This is a genomic window from Mesorhizobium sp. B1-1-6 (genome assembly GCF_006443035.1).
GTDB lineage: Bacteria > Pseudomonadota > Alphaproteobacteria > Rhizobiales > Rhizobiaceae > Mesorhizobium.
This window is the reverse complement of the sequence record NZ_VFWR01000006.1, coordinates 210,208-227,570: the sequence shown is the minus strand read 5'-3', so window position 1 is coordinate 227,570 and position 17,363 is coordinate 210,208. Positions and strand designations below refer to the sequence as shown.

Here is a 17,363-nt window from a genome sequence, read left to right as displayed (position 1 = left end):
CGAAGCTGTGTGGTGTCGGAAACTAATCGAACTGAGAGGTTCGCGGTGTCTGAGCGCAGACGGCGCGTGACCCTCGTCACCACCGGCCGCTCCCCACAAAGATGAATACGCCGCACCGCATCATCATCGCCTCCCCAGATTCTCACAAAGCGCATAATGGTAAGATCTTCTTGAGAATCAATGACCTGTTCAGCAAATTCAAGCTGGCGCGGGAGATTGTGGCGAATGGGCCACAGTTGATGTCCACTAAAAGCTGAATAAGGACACGAAATGCCCCTTGGAACCAAGTGTATCTACATTAGTTACAACTAATGTTGAGACGCATTAGTTCTTCCTTGGATGGGGTAGAGCCCGCATAAAGGCCAAACACGGCCTGCTCTGCGTCCGCCACCTACCCCTGCCTGCGACCCAACCCAACTACCTCCCTTTCGGCTTGCGGAGCTCGCTCCTTGGAATTGCCGGGCGGAAAATCCATTAGCTCTCCACAATATAAAATGAGGCCCGCGAGCGCCGATTACGACCTGTCGAGCTGGAAGTTCAGGGCGGGCGTGGACAAGCCTCTTGCCCAAACCGACGGCGGCGAACTGGTCGGCGGCGTCAGCCTGAACTTCGGGACCTATTCGGCGGACGTCAGCTCGCCGTCGGCCGACGGTTCGGTGGAGGGCAAGGGCTATGGCGTGGGCGGCACGCTGACTTGGTATGCAACCAACGGGTTCTATGTCGACCGACAGGCGCAGGTCACCTGGTTTGACAGCGATCTCGACTCCAATCTGGCCGGAAGAATGGCTGACAATAACAAGGGCGTGGGTTACGCGCTGAGCATCGAGGCCGGCAAGCGCATCGCCTTGACCCAGGAATGGCTCACCACGCCGCAGGCGCAGTTGATCTGCTCGGCGGTCAACTTTGACGACTTCACCGACGTGCTCGGCGCACCGGTGTCGCTAGGCTCGGTCGACAACCTGACGCCCGGCTCGGCATCACGCTCGATTGGCAGACCGAGTGGGACAACGGCGCCGGCAAGACGAACCGGTCCCATATCTACGGCATCGCCAGCCTCTATTACGGCGGCTCGAACGTGGGTGTCGGCGGCGTGAATTTCGAGAGCAAGAGCGACAATCTGTGGGACGGCATCGGTATCGGCGGCTCGATCAACTTCGACAACGACAAATACTCGATCTATGCGAAGCGCTGGCGAAAACCGCCCTTGAGAACTTCGGCGACAGCCGCTCCGTGACGGCACCGTGGGCTCCCGCATGCAGTGCTAGTCCAAGCGCTACTGGAGCATCGCCCCGTCAGACTGGCTGGCGGGTTTTTGCGTGCAGACCGGCTAGTGGTGGACGGCCTGGGCAGGCTGGCGCCCTGCCCGCGACCCGACCATGATCTTCCTTCCGCTGATTCGTAACTTTGAGGCGCAGAGCGCGGGTCGACGTCGTCCAGATCCGATCTTCGAAAATGTGCACTTGAAGGGTTGCCGATCGGGGATGCTGAGGCATATTGAAACGCGGGTTTGCGGCACAAGCCTCGCCGGGCGCGAGCCATTGAATGCGAATGCAGGATAGAACATTGCTTGACTTCGAACAGCGCCCGATCAACTCCCCTAGCAGCAGCGGTCTCCGAGACTTTTCTTAGAGCATTCGGAGCACCGAGAATGCGCGGTCGAAGCTGGATTCGGCAACTGCGGCTTGCTGATGCTCAACAGCTCAGGCAGGAAATCGCCCAGTTGGAAGGTGAGCTGGTTTCCGAGAGAGCGGCCTTGAGGCCACGAAGGCTCACCGAGCTCGGCTATCACATCCATTCCCGCAAGTGGCGACTGCACCGGCTGGAACACTGCATCTCCGCCCTGCAAGCGCCCGATCAGCAGTAGGAGAGATCGTCGGCAGCAGCAAGGGCGGAAGCCATTGCGCCAGCCTCGCGTGCAGGATCGGATTGGCGCCGCATCGCCCAGTCCCGCTGGTCCCTGAACACGTGCCTGCCCCAACGGTTGATGTCCGGAATACGACCGCTTTCCGGACATCGCCCTAAGTTGCGCCCGGATAGCGATCCGAAGAATGGTTTGTGTGCGGAAACCATGTGCGGAATTCTATTGTGCGGATAACGCTCCACCAGCCAAACCGAAAGCGCATGTAATTCGGGTTGGGACGCGACCCAGTAAGTTCGAAAAGCTTCCAGGAAGCCCAGGCAAACTGGACGCCGCGGCGGATCATGAGGTTCACGGATATCCCGGCGAACATCCGCATTGGAGCGGTCAATATCGTCGGCAGAAGAGCATCCGAGAAGGGCTGTCGGCGGCTCCGTCGTGGGAACGAAAAAAGAAGAGAAGCAGAACTTTCGTGTGCGAATTTTGCACACAAAAGCTCGTAACTAGCTGATTTTATTTACGTATCTGCCCCATCCATCATCGCCACGGGTCGCGATTTTCGACCGCACGGCATCGAACGCAACTTGCTCACGCTGCATGCCGGCGATAGCAAAAGAACGCGCCCTCAATAGTGGGTCTTGCGATGTAGCGGTCTACCGACTCGAACCCCAGATGAGCATCGCGATCAAGTTTGCACCGCGGCTAGTTCAGCCGCCCCAACGTCCTTCATAAGCCCGCGAAATTCGGGCCGATACGCAACCCAGAAAGTTCGAAAAGCTTCCACGAATCCCAGTCGATGGCCAATTGTAGACCGTCTGACGTCCGCAATGGGGCCGAAAGCAGACCGGCAGCGCAACGGCTTCGCAATCCAAACGGTGTCGCTGCAGCAGGTTGGTTTCAGCTCTCCACATCAGGACCCTTTGAGCTTTGCACCGCAATGCCACTCCAGTCCTCGGGCACTACATCAGCTATCGACTGCGAAAAGGTCCAATTGTGGCCGGCGAGGTCACGGCAGGAATATTGACGCTCGCCATAGGGATGGCTCGTTGGGCCGCTGAGAATAACTGCGCCATGCCGCGCGGCTCGGCTGTGGTGCGCGTCGACATCCTCGACGCGTACCATCACTGCGAATGGCCCACCTGTCCGCGTCAGTCCGCCAGACTTCAATTCTGTGACAACGATGGCGCCGTCTCCGAAGCCGAGCTGGGCACGGTGATTGCCGATCATCAGCCGTATTTCGAACCCGTAGGCCCCGCAAAGCCAATGGCTGGCCGTCTCGACATCGGGATACGAAAGCACCGGTATGACCGTGCTCGTGGGCATCGAGCGGTTGTCGATCATGGTCATCTCCTATGCTGCCTTGAAAGGGTTGAAGGCTCTCAGCGAAGAGCCTTCAACTATAGGGCGACCAACATTGTTGGCGAGGCCCGTTATAGGGCTGGTAGCTGTTGTCCCAGGCGCGGTAGGAGACGTAGCGCTCGTAACACCAGCGTATATGCGCTGCTTCCAGACGGACGGCGGGACGCGGCGGCAAGGGTGCGACGGACGCGGCCGCGACACCGGCGGCAAAGGCGGCGGCGGGGAACCAGTAGCCGTTGTAATAGCGATAGCCTGGTCGCACGCGCACATAGCCGCGATAGCCATTGTAGTAGTATCCGCCGCCGACGACGTAGAAGCCGCGCCGAAACCAGACCGGCGTCGGCGCTGTGGTGACCGATGCCGGGGCAGAGGTCGGCACGACCGGCAGGGCCTGGGCCGGCGAGGCCAGCACCGTAGCTCCGATCATCAAACCGCAAAACGCTGTGATTGTCCGTTTCATCTTTTCACTCCTGTGGATGGGGTCGAAGGGTTGGGATTACTGACGTCGGAGCGCCCGCAGTTCGGAGATCGAAAGCGAGCCATCGCCGTTCGTGTCCGCCTGCAGCAATCGGTCGGGAATGAAGGCGGCAAACTCGGCGCGCGAAATCTTGCCGTCGCCATTGCGGTCGATGCGGTCGGCCTGCGCCTGGAAGCCGCCGAATTGGGCGGCCTGGAAGTCACGCTTCGACTTCACCTGTTCCACCGCCGCGCGCACTTCGCCCGCGTCGAGCAAACCATTGTGGTTGGCATCCATCCGGTCGAATATGTGCGCCCGCGCGGCCTGGATTTCTCTGAATTCGAGCTTGCGGTCGCCGTTGGTGTCTATGCGCCGGAAGAGTTCCTTGGCACTGCCGTCCGCCGCACAGGCGCTTCCCGCGCCAAGCAGCAGGCCGGCAAAGGCCATGACGATCTTATTCATGCTGGTCTCCGCATTGGATCGGATGGTCCGCCGCGGACCGTCCTTGCAGAGCCTTCTACGCGGCGCCTTCCGTGCCCCTACGCGGCGCGAGGTGATTTTTTTCAAGAATGGTGCCGGCGTAACGGCCTATCCCGCCGCGACAGAGATTGGCAGGTCGGCAAAGAATCCTCCGCGTCGAGCGTAGGAGCCAGGCCGGCGCTGCGTATCGGTCAGCAGTCGCTCCCCGCGACTGGACACGAAAGGACCACCATCATGAAACGCTCTGCACTCATTGCGGGTCTGCTCATCGGGCTTACACCGCTCTTTGCGGCGCAGGCACAGGACATGCCCGGCCAGCGCATTCTGCAACGGATCGACACCAATGGCGACGGCGCCATTTCCAAGGATGAGATGACGGCCGCCCGCGAGCGCTTGTTCAGGAAGCTCGACCGCAATGGCGATGGCGTAATCGACGAGAAGGAGATGGAGAGCGCCCGCCAGGCGATCAAGGATCGCGCCGAGGTGGCACAGGCGCGGCTCGGCAGCCGCTGGCGGCGCATGGACGCCAATGGCGACGGCAAGGTCTCCGAGCAGGAATTCGTCAGCAGCATGCCTTTGTTCGACCTTGCGGACCGAGATGGTGACGGCAAGCTCTCCGCCGATGAGATCGCCTCCGTCCGCAAGCTGGTTGCCGAGCACGCCAACTGATGATCGGCAGCTATCATTCCCTTTACAAAACAAGGAGTACTACATTTTGTCTTCGGTAAAGATTCCGATGTTCTGTCTCGGTGCGATGCTTGTCTGGTCAGCAGCTTCGCCGGCTTCGGCCGAGGAGTGGCAGCGCCCGACCGCGCATGGCGGCGAGATCAGTCGCAGCGTTGGCAAGGACGGCAACGTCTACACCGGCTCGACCACCCGCACCGGTCCGAATGGCGGCACCTACACGTCGAGTTCCAAATGCGTGGGAGGCGTTGTTGACCGCTGCGCCAGAAGCTATTCTGGCACCGGGCCGAACGGGCAGACCTTTTCGGGAAAACGAGTGTCGGCGCGCGGGCCGTTCCGGGGCCGCTCGGCCGGCAGTTTCACCGGCCCGAACGGCAACACGGTCCACGGCTTCCGCCGCTGGCGGCGCTGACATCTGGTGTGATGGATTTGAATCCGAAATTCGTTTCTGTGCTCCGCCTGATCGATGCGAATTTCGGATTCGCCGAACCAGCAGTCTCGTCCGTGGATGCCCGCCGCCGTGCGACATGATGAGCCCCGTGGCGACGATGAGCTTCTGGCGCGCATCGCCGCGGGCAGCCAAAGCGCGCTGTCCGAGCTTATCGCCCGCCATGGCCGTGGGCTGCGGATATTTGCCGCGCGCTATCTCGGCAGTGCTGGCGACGCCGAGGATGTGGTGCAGGAGGTGTTCGTGACCGTCTGGAAACAGGCCGCGCGGTTCGATCCGGTCAGAGGGCGGGCTTCGACTTGGCTCTACCGGATCACTGCCAACCGGTGCATCGACCAGCGTCGACGCAGGGCGCTACGCAGTTTCATCGGGCTGGACGACATAAGGGACGAGTTAGCGTCGCCGGAGGCGGATGCCGAAGCGACGACCGCGGCGCGGCAGGAATTGACGATCGTGCGTGACCGGCTCTCGCGCCTGCCGGAACGGCAGCGCATGGCGGTGCTCCTGAGGGCCGTCGGCGACCTCGACATCGCGGCGATCGCCGAGGTGATGGGCAGCAGCGTCGGCTCGGCCGAGCAATTGCTTGTCCGCGGACGGCGCGCGCTCAGGGATCATTTGGCAATGGCGGCCGTGGGCCGCGAAAGGAAGTCCTCATGACACGGGACGAATTTGAACGATGCAGGCGCCGCTTCGGCGATACCGTCGAAGCATGGCCGGCGCCTTTCCGCCAGCAGGCGCTGGCCTTGATGGCAGCGGAGCGGAATGACGATCCCGATGCCGCGCTCGACCGACTCGTGCTCGAGGCGGCGCTGACCGGTGGCGACGACCAGGAACTGGCACGCAATGTGCTGGCTCGCATCGAAGCCGGCTCGGCTGGCCCGTCCTTCCTGCCGCGCCTGCTCTTGAGTCCGACCGGGCTCGCGGCCTGCGCCGCTGCTGTGGTCGTGGCGGTGACGCTGGCCGGCTACCAGGTGGCGCGGCTGCAGGACGATCCGTCGGATACGGAGCTTCTGGCGTTGGCGTCGGGTTCGTCATTGGCCGATGGCGGTGTTGTCGCGGATGATCCGGCAGAGGAGGGCTCGCTTTGAAGCGTTCCTGGACACGGACGGCGACGCTGGTGCTGCTTGCGCTGTCGCTCGCCGTCAACTTCTTCCTGGTCGGTTATGCCATGCGCGGCCAGCGCCAGGGCGCGGCGGCGCGCGTTCTGTTGTCGGAGATTGCCAGCAGCTATCCGCCCGAGGTGAGAAAGGAGTTCCGTGGCGTGCTGCGCGACAACCGCGCGCGCACCTTCCAGGCACTGCGCGAACTGCGTGCCGCGCGCGCCAATCTGGCAGCGGCACAATCAGCCAAACCCTTTGACGAAGCGGCGGTGAAGGACGCGATGGCGGCGGTGCGCAGCGCAACGACCAACCTGCAGGCGACCATGCAGGACTATCTCCTGGCCGCGATAAAGAATGTCAACGCCAAGCCCGCCGTGGGAGGTTGAGGCGCGACGGCCCTACTGGCGGCACAATCGTCGCCGACCTATGTCGATATCCAACCGGTCTGCGATCGCGATGATGGAACAATGCGGCACGACAGGCTTGTCCTGACCTTGCTCCGGCGCGAGCTCTTGGCTGGCCTGCGCTCGATGCGCCGCCGCGACCTTGCCTGGATTGGGCTCGGCGGCGGGGTTCTGCTTGCCTATGCCATCACTGATATCGCTGTCGCTTTGCAGACGGCGGCAGCCACGCTGCGGCAGCCGCAGTCGCTGTGGACTTTTGGCTTGCCGGCGGCACTTCTCGGCCTTGGTGGTTTCGCTGGCAACGCGATCGCGAGACTTTGCCTGTCGCACGCCTTCGCGCCCTTCCTGAAGGCATTGCCGCTCTCGCTCGTGCAGCGCCGGCGCATGGCGGCGGTGGCGGCGTGTGTGCTGGGCGTTCCCATTGCCTCCGTCGTCGGGGCGACGGTGGGCCTTGGCTGTTTCGTAATTGCAAAACCACTCGCACCGGTCTGGGGGCTCGGCGCCGCGATGCTGTTTGGCGCTGGCTTCGGCGTCTCAGCCGTGCTGCGCCTGCGGAGCGCTCGCGACCTGGTCCACACCGACACCGCCGATCTGGCGGGCGATCCGGGCGGGCGTCGGCCTTGGCTCGGCGCGTTCGATCGTTTGGCGCCGGCCTGGCTCTCCAGCTGGGCCTGGGGCCAGCCGGCTAGCCATGTGCGCCCGTCCTGGCGACTGGTGGGCGCTGCCGTCTTCTTTGGTGTCGTCGCGGCCCTTTCCGCAGCCATCAGCCTCGTTCATCACGATGCCGTGCCGGCGGCCATGACCGGCCTGACCGGCGGCCTTCTCGTCTTCATGCTGAGCGCGCGCTTCCATCCGCTCGGCTCGCCGGTGCTGCGCACGGCTCCGCTCGGCTTTACCAGGGCCTGGCTGCGCCTGGCGCGGCTGCCCCTGCAATTGTCGGTAGCCTTCTTTCTCCTGCCGGCAGGCGCTGCCGTGGCGGCGGAGCCATCGGCCTGGGCGATGCCGCTCGCCAGCGGCTTCTGGCTGCTGGCGCTGAACGGCGCCTATGCGGTGTTCAGCGCCTATTTCATGACGGCGCCGTTCGTCGCCGCGCTGAGCTTCCTCAGCGCCATCGCCTACACCAGCTACGAATCGCTCGAATATGGGCGCACGGTGCTGATCGGCTTTGCCGCCCTTGTCCTGTTCCTGTGGCATCGGGCGCAACGGAGATATCGCCATGGATAGTAGCATCGATCCTGCCGAGATCCTCGCGGTTCGCGGGCTCAGCGCCGGCTATGGTGGCCGCGTAGTCGTGAGCGGGATTGATCTATCGCTCGGCCGGGGTGACATCCTTGGCCTGCTCGGCGCCAATGGTTCGGGCAAGTCCACTTTGCTCAGGGCGATCACCGGCCAGATCCGGCCGCTCGCGGGAAGCGTGGCGATCGACGGCGTCGATCTTGCCGCTGCGCCGGAGCGCGCCAAGTCCGGCTTCGGCCTCGCCATCGAGCCGCCCGACCTGCCGGGGGCGCTGACCGGCCGGCAATATCTCCAGCTCGTCGCCTCGATCCGCGGCTGTGCCGAAGATGACTGGCCCGGCGTCAATGTCGCCGAACGGCTCGGGCTCAAGCGCTGGATCGACCGGCCAATCGCCGAATATTCACTCGGTACGCGGGCCAAGATCGCCATTGCCGCGGCTCTGCTCGGTGCGCCGCCGCTGCTGATCCTCGACGAGTCCCTGAACGGCCTTGATCCGCTTGCCGCCTTCGAGGTCAAACGCATCATCCTTGCATTGGCGGCGAGCCGCCGCCGAGCCGTCATCATCTCCACCCACGTGGTCGAAGCGGTTCCCGGCCTGTGCAGCCGCGCCGTGCTTCTGGCCGAGGGCGGCATTGCCCGAGAGTGGGACGCCCGGCAGTTGGCCGAGGCCAGCCACGCGCCCGGCGCCTTTGAGCTCCACGTTATGCAGGCGCTGTCGGAACCCATGAGCTGGCAAAGGAGGTAACACGGCATATTTTGCCGAGGGGGGATGGCTTTCGGGTGACGTCTGCTTTTGGGTAATGGCAAAGACATCCCGAACCACCGGAATAAGGCGCATTGCCGACCGGCAGCCTTGGGCCAACTTGACGATCCGTAGACAGGCACACAAAGCGGATGATGTTCAGTTTATGTGACGCGGCTTAGGCGATCGACATACCGCCCGAACCTGTTGCTCGCGATAGGCTCACCCAGCGTATCGAGCCGCGGGATCACGCCGAGGCCAAGGGGGGGCGGGGCGGTAACTCAGCCATTCTGGACGTTGAACAGCCCTTAAACGCAAAAACCGCCCCGGTCAGACCGGGACGGTTATTGATTTATGATGAAAGTGGTTGCGGGGACACGATTTGAGGCTGCAAACTGCCCTGTAACTCACAAAGAAGTCGAGTTAGCAAACGAACTCCGTGGCTGCACTGTATTGACGGTATCCCTCTCCCGCTACCAAATTTCTCCAAAAAAAATCAGTGACTTACGGAGAGATATGGCGCTTGGCTGTCATAGCTTCAAAAGCACCGTATGATCCACACCACTCCTACACCATTTCCCGATCCGTTCAGCTATAGCTGCGTCGGTCAACAAAGTTGGCAGTTCGGCGTGAGCGAAACCCGCCAACGACCGTTCCGTTTGAGGTCTTTGCGCAGCCGAAAAATGCCGACGGCCACGGGACTCTAAGGCTTGCGGAAACCGCCAGGTACGCTGAGCGGCTATAAGCCTTGATCCGATTCAGGGCCGAGGTCCTGCAACATTCAACGCCACCGTCCGCACACGACAAAAGGGAGGCCCGAAGGCCTTCCTGCGTATAGCATAAGCGGTCCCGCAGCGGTGCTTACTCTAGCAGTTGCGCCATATTTGATCAGCACTGAATGTTCCCGGGGTCGGATTCGAACCGGCTATGAAGGCGAGCGCGGTCTCGAAGAAGTCGACGCGACCTAGCCTAGCGCAGGGAATTCGTCCAGCATCATCAGCGGTTGATGCTTGCGGCTCTTCTTTGGATCGCCCTCCAGGCGCTCTGGTTCCGTCGCTCCAGCGCTCCTTCGGGATCGACGCGTTGGATCGTGTCCCGCGGCGTGGTGTAGCTGGCGGCATTGGTCGCCGTGCTCTCCGGCATGGGCCGGGTTGATCAGCGCGCCACGCCTGGCAGGCTGATCATGGGATCATCGCTCATCTGGCTGATCGTTTCCAGAGTCATATATCTGGGCCCGCTGCACTGCCCATTCATCGTTCTATTCGAGCAGGATTGCGCCGTTGAGACGCTCGATCGGATTCGCCGAGTGGAGCTTGGCGCGATGTTCCTTCGGGAAGGTCATGTAGGCCAGCACGTCGAGCTCGGCGTCGTCCATGATTGTCGCCAGCTTCGGCACCTTCGGCCGGATCTGGTCGGCGACGGCGCGCCATTGTACGGACGCGGCCTCGAGCGTCTCCTGGGCGAAAGCGGTGGCGATGAAGGCTGAGACGACCCTGCGGCCACTCTTGCCGGCATGGGCCAGCACGTTCCTCATGAAGTAGACGCGGCACCTTTGCCATGTCGCGCACAGCACCTTGGTGCCGGCCGCCTTGCGCCACGGCTACGCAACCTCAAGGATCGGAAGTTCCACACCTTCGAGAAAGGCGATGCTTATCCGGCGTTGTCGAACCATATCGGGGCACCGATCAACGCAGCTCTGATTCTCGATCATTGGGATGATCTGCTCCATTTGGCGGCGTCGATCACGACGCGATCAGTGGTGCCGTCTACAATCCTGAAGAAGCTGTCAGCATCACCGAAGGAAAGCCAGCTCGCAAGGGCGCTACGGGAACTTGGCCGGATCGAGCGATCGCTGTTCATGATCGAATGGTACTCAAGTCCAGTGCTACGACGGCGTTGCCAGGCCGGCCTCAACAAGGGGTGAGGCGGCGCATAAGCTGAAGCGCGCCGTCTTCTTCCACGAGCGCGGCGAAATCCGTGACCGATCGTTCGAAAGCCAAGCCTTCCGCGCCTCCCGCCTCAACCTCGTCGTCAGCGCCATCGTCCATTGGAACACGGTCTATATTGAACGTGCCGTCACCCACTTGCGCAAAATGCGTCGCGAGATTTCCGGATCACCTGCTCAAGCACATCTCGCCGCTGAGCTGGATCATATCAATCTGACCGGCATCTACAGATGGGATAGCGATCAGCATCTGCCGGAAGGGTTCCGGTCGCTGAGACTCCCGGTTGGGCTACGGCGTGCCGCATAAGTTCTCACTCCGTTCGCTCTTAGCGCAAGAAGCCTTTATCAACCAAAGACAGCTACGGCAGATTTGATGGTGATGCCGCCATCGGGGCTTCGGCGCATCTGACGACCCGTGGCGGTGCGGAAGACATTCATCAATTGCAGCGCAGGCGGCACGCGCGACCACAAGGTTCGCACGCTCTCCCGGCCAGGCCTGGTTTTACGAATGGCGTTTCCTGTGACGACGCGTTGCGACCATCGGAAGCCTATCTCGTGGAAATACAGGTCGGCATGCTGCGGGCTGATATGATGAAAGACGCCGGCGATGGTACGGCGGACGCGGGAGTTGAAGCCCTCCACCGAATTGACGTGGACGGCGTCGCGAACATACTCGCCGCGGGAATGCTTCACGGTCTCGTGCTTGGCAAAGCTCTCACCAATGGCCATGAATGCTTTCCACTCGTCGCTCATCAAATGAACTCCGGACTCAATCTGCGCTTCAATGACGCGTTCGCTTGCCCGCACCGAGAGACCGGTCACGACCGCGGCACGCGCGTCACCGGCTGGAGTGCCAGGCATGACATCGGTCGGTCGCCGCACCATTGCCATGACTGGCGTTTTGTCCGTGTTCGCCTGGCCTTTCCGGCCGCGACCCGGAGGCGGGTCGTCAGGATTCTTTCTGGACCTTCCGCCGAGATGGAAATGGTCGATCTCTACTGTGCCGTCGAGCATGTTATCCCGCGCCACCATGAGCCGCAGTGCATGTCCCATCCGCCAGGCCGTTGGCTGGCTCACCCCGAGCGCCTCGGCCAGACGCACCGACGACAAGCCCTTGTCCGATTGCAGTAACAGCCACATCGCCTTCAGCCAAACACGCAAGGAAAGCTTCGTGGAGTGCAGAGGCGTGTGTGTCGTCACAGTGAATTGGAACCGGCAATCGCCGCTGGAACATTGATAAAGACCCGGTCGGGCGCGCCGCCTGCCCATGTCGCGGCCGGCTATCGCGATCGAGCGTTTGAAACCACAGGCTGGGCAGATCCGGCCATCCGGCCACACCATGCTTTCCAGTAACCGACGGCAATGCTGCTCATCCCGGAAGGCCACGATCATTTCTTCAACAGTCCGAATGCTGGAAAGCGCTGCAGGCATTTCAGGCATTCTCACCTCCTTCAGATCCGCCTGAAGAATCGCATGAAAAGCCATACATCACAAGGATATTGCTGTCTTTGGTTGATAAAGGCCGCGCAAGATTTTGAACTGCTTTTGTCCTGAATCCTTTGATCATCCACGAGCTTGCAACCAATTCTCTCAAATACGGCCCGCTGTCGGCCGAAACTGGGACGCTGGATGTGTCGTCCTCGGCGCAACCTGAAGGGCACCCTTTCGAGATTGGACGAAAGCTATCGAACCATCGCCGCTCGGCAATGCGTCGTCGGCAACGAAGCAGTCTCTCTTGTCCCCATCCATCCTTCATTGGTAAAGCAGATGGTGAACTTAAGTTTGGTATGCTTCGACGAGCCTGTCGTCCCAATCTGCGGAAACCAAAATGCACTCGGCCGGAATTGGCCAAAGGCGCGTGTAATGAGAACTTCTGTCTGGGCGAGCGTCAGGAGCTTGGACTGTTCACACCCGAAACTGCGGCGATCACCGCAGAGGTTACCTCGGCGGTGCTGGCGGCGCCACCAAGATCGGGGCTTAGATATTCTCCTCGACCGGTGACGGTTTCGATCGCAACCATGAGACGTCGCGACGCGGCCTGCTCACCGAGATGATCAAGCATCAGGCTTGCCGTCCAGAACGATCCAAGCGGATTAGCGACTCCCTTGCCGGTGATGTCGAAGGCCGAACCATGGATGGGTTCAAACATGGACGGATGACTGCGCGACGGATCGATGTTCGATGTCGAGCCGATGCCGAGCGACCCGCCAAGCGCTGCGGCCAGGTCAGAAAGAATGTCCGCATGGAGGTTGGTCGCTAGAACCGTGTCGATGCTGCCTGGCTTGTTGACCATGCGCTGCGTCATGGCGTCGACCAGCATCCAGTCGACCGTCAGACCGGGGTGGTCGCGAACCACTTCGCGCACGACTTCGTCCCAAAGCACCATGCCGTGGCGCTGTGCGTTCGACTTTGTCACCACCGTCAGCAGCTTGCGGGGGCGCGACATGGCAAGGTCGCAGGCAAAGCGGGCGATCCGTTCGATGCCGGTGCGTGTGAAGACGGCGACATCCATGCCGACCTCGATCGGCAGGCCGCGATGGGCGCGGCCGCCGACGCCGGCATATTCGCCTTCGCTGTTTTCACGGACGATCACCCAGTCTATCTGCTTGCCGAGTTCGGGCCGCAGCGGACCGGTCAGTCCAGGCAGCAGACGCGTCGGCCGCACATTGGCGTATTGGTCAAATCCCTGGCAGATGGCCAGACGCAAGCCCCAGAGCGTGATGTCGTCGGGGAGATTGGGATCGCCGACCGAGCCGAAATAGATCGCATCGAAGCCCTTGATCTGTTCGAGGCCATCCCGCGGCATCATGCGGCCGTTGCGGCGATAGTAGTCCGAACCCCAATCGAAGCGCTTGAAATCGAAGGCAAGGCCTGGCTCGACGGCGGCCAGGGCTTCCAGCACCTCGACGCCGGCCTCAACGACCTCCGGGCCGATACCATCGCCGCCGATGACCGCGATCTTATGCAAGGACATTTTGAGATTCCTTTTCGATGGCAGCGATGATGGCGCTGGTCATTCCTTCGGTGTTGGTGGTCCCGCGTATGTCGCCGGTGCGCGTTTCAGGCCGCGAGAGCGCGGCAATGGTGGCTTCCGCGATGATGGACGCCGCGCCGAGCGCCTCGGCAATGCCGCGGTTGTGGCCAAGCCACTCCAGCAGCATGCGGGTGGATTCGATCATCGCATAGGGATTGACGATGCCCTTGCCGGCGATATCGGGAGCAGAGCCATGCGCTGCCTGCGCCATGGCTATGTTGCCTTCACCGATGCAAAGGCCGGGCGCCATGCCGAGGCCGCCGACAAGGCCGGCGGCCTCGTCGCTCAGTATGTCGCCAAACATGTTGGTGGTGACGACGACATCGAATGTCTGGGGATCGCGCAGCAGCCGCATGGCGAAGGTGTCGACGATAACCTCATCGACCGCGACATCGGGGAACTGCTCGGCGGCCCGATAGCATTCCTCCACGAACATACCGCAGCCGAGCTTGAACACGGTGTCCTTGTGAACGATCGTCAGCTTCTTGCGCCGGGTCCTGGCAAGTTCGAGCGCGGCCCTAGCGACGCGATAGCTGCCGGCACGGGTGATGACGCGAACCGAAATGGTCGTATCGTGCGTGGGGCGAAATTCTCCGGAACCGGCAACCACATTGCGATCCGGCTGGAAACCCTCGTTGTTTTCCCGAACGATGACGAGATCGACGTCGTCGAACAGTGCGCCGAGACCGGGGAAGGAACGCGTCGGCCGTACATTGGCGAAAAGGCCAAAGTGCTTGCGCAGGATCGGATGCGGATTGATCGCGCCAGGCACTTTTGGATAGGCACGATGTCCGATCGGCCCGAGTATGAAACCATCGAGTGTCGAAAGTGTCTCGAGCGTGCCGTCGGGCATTGTCGAGCCGTGCGTGTCGAGCGCCGAGCGGCCGATCGGCATCGGTCGCCAGTCGATTTCCAGACCGCTCCGCGCGGCGGCGCTCCGTGCGATCCGCACGGCAGCAGGCACGATCTCGTGTCCGATATCGTCGCCATTGAGGATGCCGATCGTGAGATGGGCCATCGGGCCAACCTTTCTGAATGCCGGCCACGGCGCTGATGCCGCGGCGCCGTGAAGATCGGTCAGCCGGCCTTGGCGACCAGACTCATCAGCCGCTCGATGGAGGGCTGTTCTTCCAGGTCGCGCACCAGCGAGACGACCTCGTCCGCCGCCGAACGGGCAAGACGGGCGTGGGCGGCGTTGTCCCTGAACTTGTCGGCAACTTCTTCGTAGCTCATCGGATTGGCGGGACTGCCCTTGCCGAAGTCGGCCTCGCCGTGGATGACGCGGCCATCGTTGAGCGTGATGTCGATGATCGTCGTCATCTTGTGATAGCCGGCCTTTTCGGCCCTTTCGTCAACGACGAAATCGACCTTGTCGATCATCGCCTTGACATCCGCCCGCTCCGTTGTCGCATCGGTGAACTCGCCAAGCCCGGCCTTGCCGTCGAGCAAGAGGATGGCCATGCAGAACTCCATGGAGAACTTGGCCTGCAACTCGTCATGCGGATGGTGATGGATCAGAGCATTCGGCATGTTGGAATTGGTGCCGACCCGTACGTGCTTCACATCCCCGGCCTTGATGCCATTCTCGCGGATGAGACGCGCCATTTCCGTCATGCCGGGATGGGTCAACGACCCCGACGGATGAGGCTTGATCGAGATGCCCGGATTGGCGAACGTCCAGGGATCGCCGAGGCGGCCGCGGATCGCGTTCTCATCGTAACCGCCGCCGGCCGCCTGGAAGAACCCGCGGGGGGCCTCCAGTATCTTGTCGGTGGCAGTCCATCCGTGAGCGGCGAATTGTGCGGCAGCGACGCCGCTTTCCGATGCGCGCCCCGCGTGGAACGGCTTGGTCATTGTGCCGAAATTCTCGCGCAGGCCAGCAGACTGGCTGCCTGCGATCGAAAGCGCGCGAGCCGTGGTCTTGGCGTCGAACCATAGAAGCCAAGACGCGGCGGCAGCGGCGGCAAAGGTCCCGCAAGTGGCCGTCGCGTGAAATCCGGTCTGATAGTGGCGCGGCGCGATGGCCTCGGCGATCTTGCACTCGACCTCGACGCCAAGATGGTACGCCAACATCACCTGTTTGCCCGTAGCGCCCACCTGCTCACCGATAGCCAGGGCCGCCGGTAGTGCCGGCGCCGTAGGATGGGTCAGCAAGCCGTAGACACGATCCGTGGCCACGGCCAACTGGGTGTCGTCGTAATCGTCGGCGTGAATGCCGACACCATTGGCGAAGGCCGCAAAGCGGGGTGCGACCTTGCGCCCAGCGCCGATGACCGTGGCGGTACCCGGCATCAGCCCAAGCTCATCGAGATGGCGTAGGACAAGGTCGCCGCTCTGCGCGACCGAGCCGGAAAGAGCCAACCCGATGCCGTCCAATATCGACTTCTTGCCGAGGGCGACGACGTCGGCCGGCAGATCTTCCGGAGTGGCTGCTGCGACAAATTCCGCCACATAATTTGTGAGCCCTGCATGTGCGGTGTCGGGCATTGATAATCCTCTCCATCGAACGGTGTGCCGGTCCAAACCAAGTGCCGAGTTCAAGCTCGGCTCCGTTTATGGCACCGTGGTGCAGAGGAGTAGGAAGGTAGTTTTGGTAAACTGTCAACAATTTTTTGTTGACAGGCAAGCAGGTTTTTCGACGTTCGTCGGACGGCCATACCGCTGGCATGCAAATGCTACCAGCGTATATTTCCTCGACGTCGACAACAGAAATGGATGAGAGTCGCGCTGGTGGGTCAGTCGGAGCCGTGGCGCAAAGCCACACTGGCCCTGCGCGTACGCGACGTGCCGTTGACGATATGCTCCCGCCCGGCCGTGAAGGCCCGTTGCGGATCGCGGGCGGCAACAGCCTCCACTATGGCCCGATGCTCGCGGTTGGATATGTCGAGCACGTCGCCACTCGCCAACGCACGATAACGCTGGATATGGAGCTCACGGGCGAGACCGAGGTAGATTTGCGCCAGCCGTGCGTTGCCACACATCCTCGCCAGTTCGGAATGGAATTCCAGATTGACCGGATAGTACTGGCTCACCTCGCCGGTCTTGGCCAGCACGTCCATGCGATCAACGAGCGCACTCAACTCGGCAACCTCGGGGGCGGTGATCCTCTCCGCAACGCTCATGGTCATGCAGGCGAAGATGTAGGCGCGAGCCTCCGAGACATCACGGGCTTCGGCCTCGCTGAGTTCGCGCACGAAGAAGCCGCGATTGGGGATCACCTGGATGAGGCCGAGAGCGGCAAGCGCGCTGCAGGCTTCCCGGATGGGTCCCCGGCTGACCTTGAGCTGCTGGGCCAGGGCATTTTCGTTGATCCTCTCGTTGGGGGTGAATTCCCCCTCGACAATCATTCGCTCTATTTCGTGCTGCACAACATTGGCGAGGGAACGCGTGCGCAAAAAGTCGATGGGCGAAACCCCCTGCATGCTCTCGTTTTCGTTAGCCATGAGCTCGACTTCCGTTCGATGCGCCACAAGAGATGTCGCTTGCCCCCGGCCCCGATGGCCGCGAATGCTTTGCCAGCGCATTATCCACGGTTTGATCTCCTTCGTCGAATTGGATGCAAACAGCATCGACCCAAGACCATGACTGAGACATGCTTCGCGTTGTCAAGTGAAAC

The 17,363-nt window shown here is 61.9% G+C and carries 18 protein-coding genes and 3 pseudogenes; 11 read left to right on the top strand and 10 right to left on the bottom strand.

From position 1 onward, the window contains the following. The first annotated feature begins 449 nt into the window (after positions 1-449). The 3 genes from FJ979_RS14420 (at position 450) to FJ979_RS14415 (ending at position 1,864) form a co-directional block, all read left to right on the top strand. Entirely contained in the window at positions 450-1,094 is a 645-nt protein-coding gene (locus tag FJ979_RS14420; protein ID WP_140581749.1) for an autotransporter outer membrane beta-barrel domain-containing protein, read from the top strand. Then, positions 1,091-1,234, top strand: a complete 144-nt coding sequence (locus FJ979_RS32540; RefSeq protein WP_181171884.1) for a hypothetical protein — start codon at positions 1,091-1,093, stop codon at positions 1,232-1,234. Before FJ979_RS14420 ends, FJ979_RS32540 begins: the two co-directional genes overlap by 4 nt. 414 nt (positions 1,235-1,648) lie before the next feature. Next, a complete protein-coding gene (locus tag FJ979_RS14415; RefSeq protein WP_140581746.1) occupies positions 1,649-1,864 on the top strand; it encodes a hypothetical protein in 216 nt (71 codons plus the stop codon). An 891-nt stretch (positions 1,865-2,755) separates the two neighbouring features. Here FJ979_RS14415 and FJ979_RS14410 read toward each other — a convergent pair. Genes FJ979_RS14410 through FJ979_RS14400 form a run of 3 tightly spaced genes read right to left on the bottom strand, consistent with a single transcriptional unit; the run spans position 2,756 to position 4,136 of the window. Beyond that, positions 2,756-3,199: a VOC family protein gene (locus FJ979_RS14410; protein WP_140581744.1), complete on the bottom strand. Its 444-nt coding sequence runs from the start codon at positions 3,197-3,199 to the stop codon at positions 2,756-2,758. 52 nt (positions 3,200-3,251) lie between these two features. Further along, positions 3,252-3,677, bottom strand: a complete 426-nt coding sequence (locus tag FJ979_RS14405; protein ID WP_140581741.1) for a BA14K family protein — start codon at positions 3,675-3,677, stop codon at positions 3,252-3,254. A 36-nt stretch (positions 3,678-3,713) separates the two neighbouring features. Further along, positions 3,714-4,136 (bottom strand): EF-hand domain-containing protein, encoded by a 423-nt coding sequence (locus tag FJ979_RS14400; RefSeq protein WP_140581738.1) that lies wholly within the window; start codon positions 4,134-4,136, stop codon positions 3,714-3,716. Positions 4,137-4,388: 252 nt separating this feature from the next. On the opposite strand from FJ979_RS14400, the gene FJ979_RS14395 reads away from it, so the two are divergent. The 7 genes from FJ979_RS14395 (at position 4,389) to FJ979_RS14365 (ending at position 8,771) form a co-directional block, all read left to right on the top strand. Then, entirely contained in the window at positions 4,389-4,823 is a 435-nt protein-coding gene (locus FJ979_RS14395; RefSeq protein WP_140581735.1) for an EF-hand domain-containing protein, read from the top strand. Between the two features lie 46 nt (positions 4,824-4,869). Beyond that, entirely contained in the window at positions 4,870-5,250 is a 381-nt protein-coding gene (locus FJ979_RS14390; RefSeq protein WP_224704888.1) for a hypothetical protein, read from the top strand. A gap of 96 nt (positions 5,251-5,346) precedes the next feature. Beyond that, positions 5,347-5,943, top strand: coding sequence for a sigma-70 family RNA polymerase sigma factor (locus FJ979_RS14385; RefSeq protein WP_140560074.1), 597 nt, complete (start codon positions 5,347-5,349; stop codon positions 5,941-5,943). Further along, a complete protein-coding gene (locus tag FJ979_RS14380) occupies positions 5,940-6,374 on the top strand; it encodes a hypothetical protein (RefSeq protein WP_140560075.1) in 435 nt (144 codons plus the stop codon). Before FJ979_RS14385 ends, FJ979_RS14380 begins: the two co-directional genes overlap by 4 nt. Further along, entirely contained in the window at positions 6,371-6,772 is a 402-nt protein-coding gene (locus tag FJ979_RS14375) for a periplasmic heavy metal sensor (protein WP_140581733.1), read from the top strand. The genes FJ979_RS14380 and FJ979_RS14375 overlap by 4 nt, the downstream gene beginning before the upstream one ends. An 81-nt stretch (positions 6,773-6,853) precedes the next feature. Then, on the top strand, positions 6,854-8,014 hold the full coding sequence (locus FJ979_RS14370) for a hypothetical protein (protein ID WP_140581730.1): 1,161 nt from the start codon (positions 6,854-6,856) through the stop codon (positions 8,012-8,014). Next, entirely contained in the window at positions 8,007-8,771 is a 765-nt protein-coding gene (locus FJ979_RS14365; protein WP_140581727.1) for an ABC transporter ATP-binding protein, read from the top strand. Before FJ979_RS14370 ends, FJ979_RS14365 begins: the two co-directional genes overlap by 8 nt. Before the next feature lie 917 nt (positions 8,772-9,688). Here the strand turns inward: FJ979_RS14365 and FJ979_RS33470 are convergent. Beyond that, positions 9,689-9,813 (bottom strand): annotated as a pseudogene (locus FJ979_RS33470) (type IV secretory system conjugative DNA transfer family protein); the annotation flags it as partial. A gap of 110 nt (positions 9,814-9,923) precedes the next feature. Continuing rightward, positions 9,924-10,407 (bottom strand): annotated as a pseudogene (locus tag FJ979_RS14360) (transposase); the annotation flags it as partial. A gap of 3 nt (positions 10,408-10,410) precedes the next feature. On the opposite strand from FJ979_RS14360, the pseudogene FJ979_RS33050 reads away from it, so the two are divergent. Then, a pseudogene (locus FJ979_RS33050) lies at positions 10,411-10,908 on the top strand (Tn3 family transposase); the annotation flags it as partial. A 150-nt stretch (positions 10,909-11,058) separates the two neighbouring features. On the opposite strand, the gene FJ979_RS14345 reads toward FJ979_RS33050, so the two are convergent. The 5 genes from FJ979_RS14345 to FJ979_RS14325 all read right to left on the bottom strand — a co-directional run bounded on the left by FJ979_RS14345 (position 11,059) and on the right by FJ979_RS14325 (position 17,190). Continuing rightward, positions 11,059-12,153, bottom strand: coding sequence for an IS1595 family transposase (locus tag FJ979_RS14345; RefSeq protein ID WP_140581722.1), 1,095 nt, complete (start codon positions 12,151-12,153; stop codon positions 11,059-11,061). A 448-nt stretch (positions 12,154-12,601) separates the two neighbouring features. Beyond that, entirely contained in the window at positions 12,602-13,687 is a 1,086-nt protein-coding gene (locus FJ979_RS14340) for a tartrate dehydrogenase (protein ID WP_140581719.1), read from the bottom strand. Further along, complete coding sequence (locus FJ979_RS14335; protein WP_140560081.1) at positions 13,674-14,765, bottom strand: isocitrate/isopropylmalate family dehydrogenase; 1,092 nt, start codon at positions 14,763-14,765, stop codon at positions 13,674-13,676. Before FJ979_RS14335 ends, FJ979_RS14340 begins: the two co-directional genes overlap by 14 nt. A 59-nt stretch (positions 14,766-14,824) precedes the next feature. Continuing rightward, positions 14,825-16,234, bottom strand: a complete 1,410-nt coding sequence (locus FJ979_RS14330; protein WP_140581716.1) for an MmgE/PrpD family protein — start codon at positions 16,232-16,234, stop codon at positions 14,825-14,827. 248 nt (positions 16,235-16,482) lie between these two features. Then, positions 16,483-17,190, bottom strand: a complete 708-nt coding sequence (locus FJ979_RS14325; protein WP_181171885.1) for an FCD domain-containing protein — start codon at positions 17,188-17,190, stop codon at positions 16,483-16,485. Positions 17,191-17,363 lie beyond the last annotated feature (173 nt).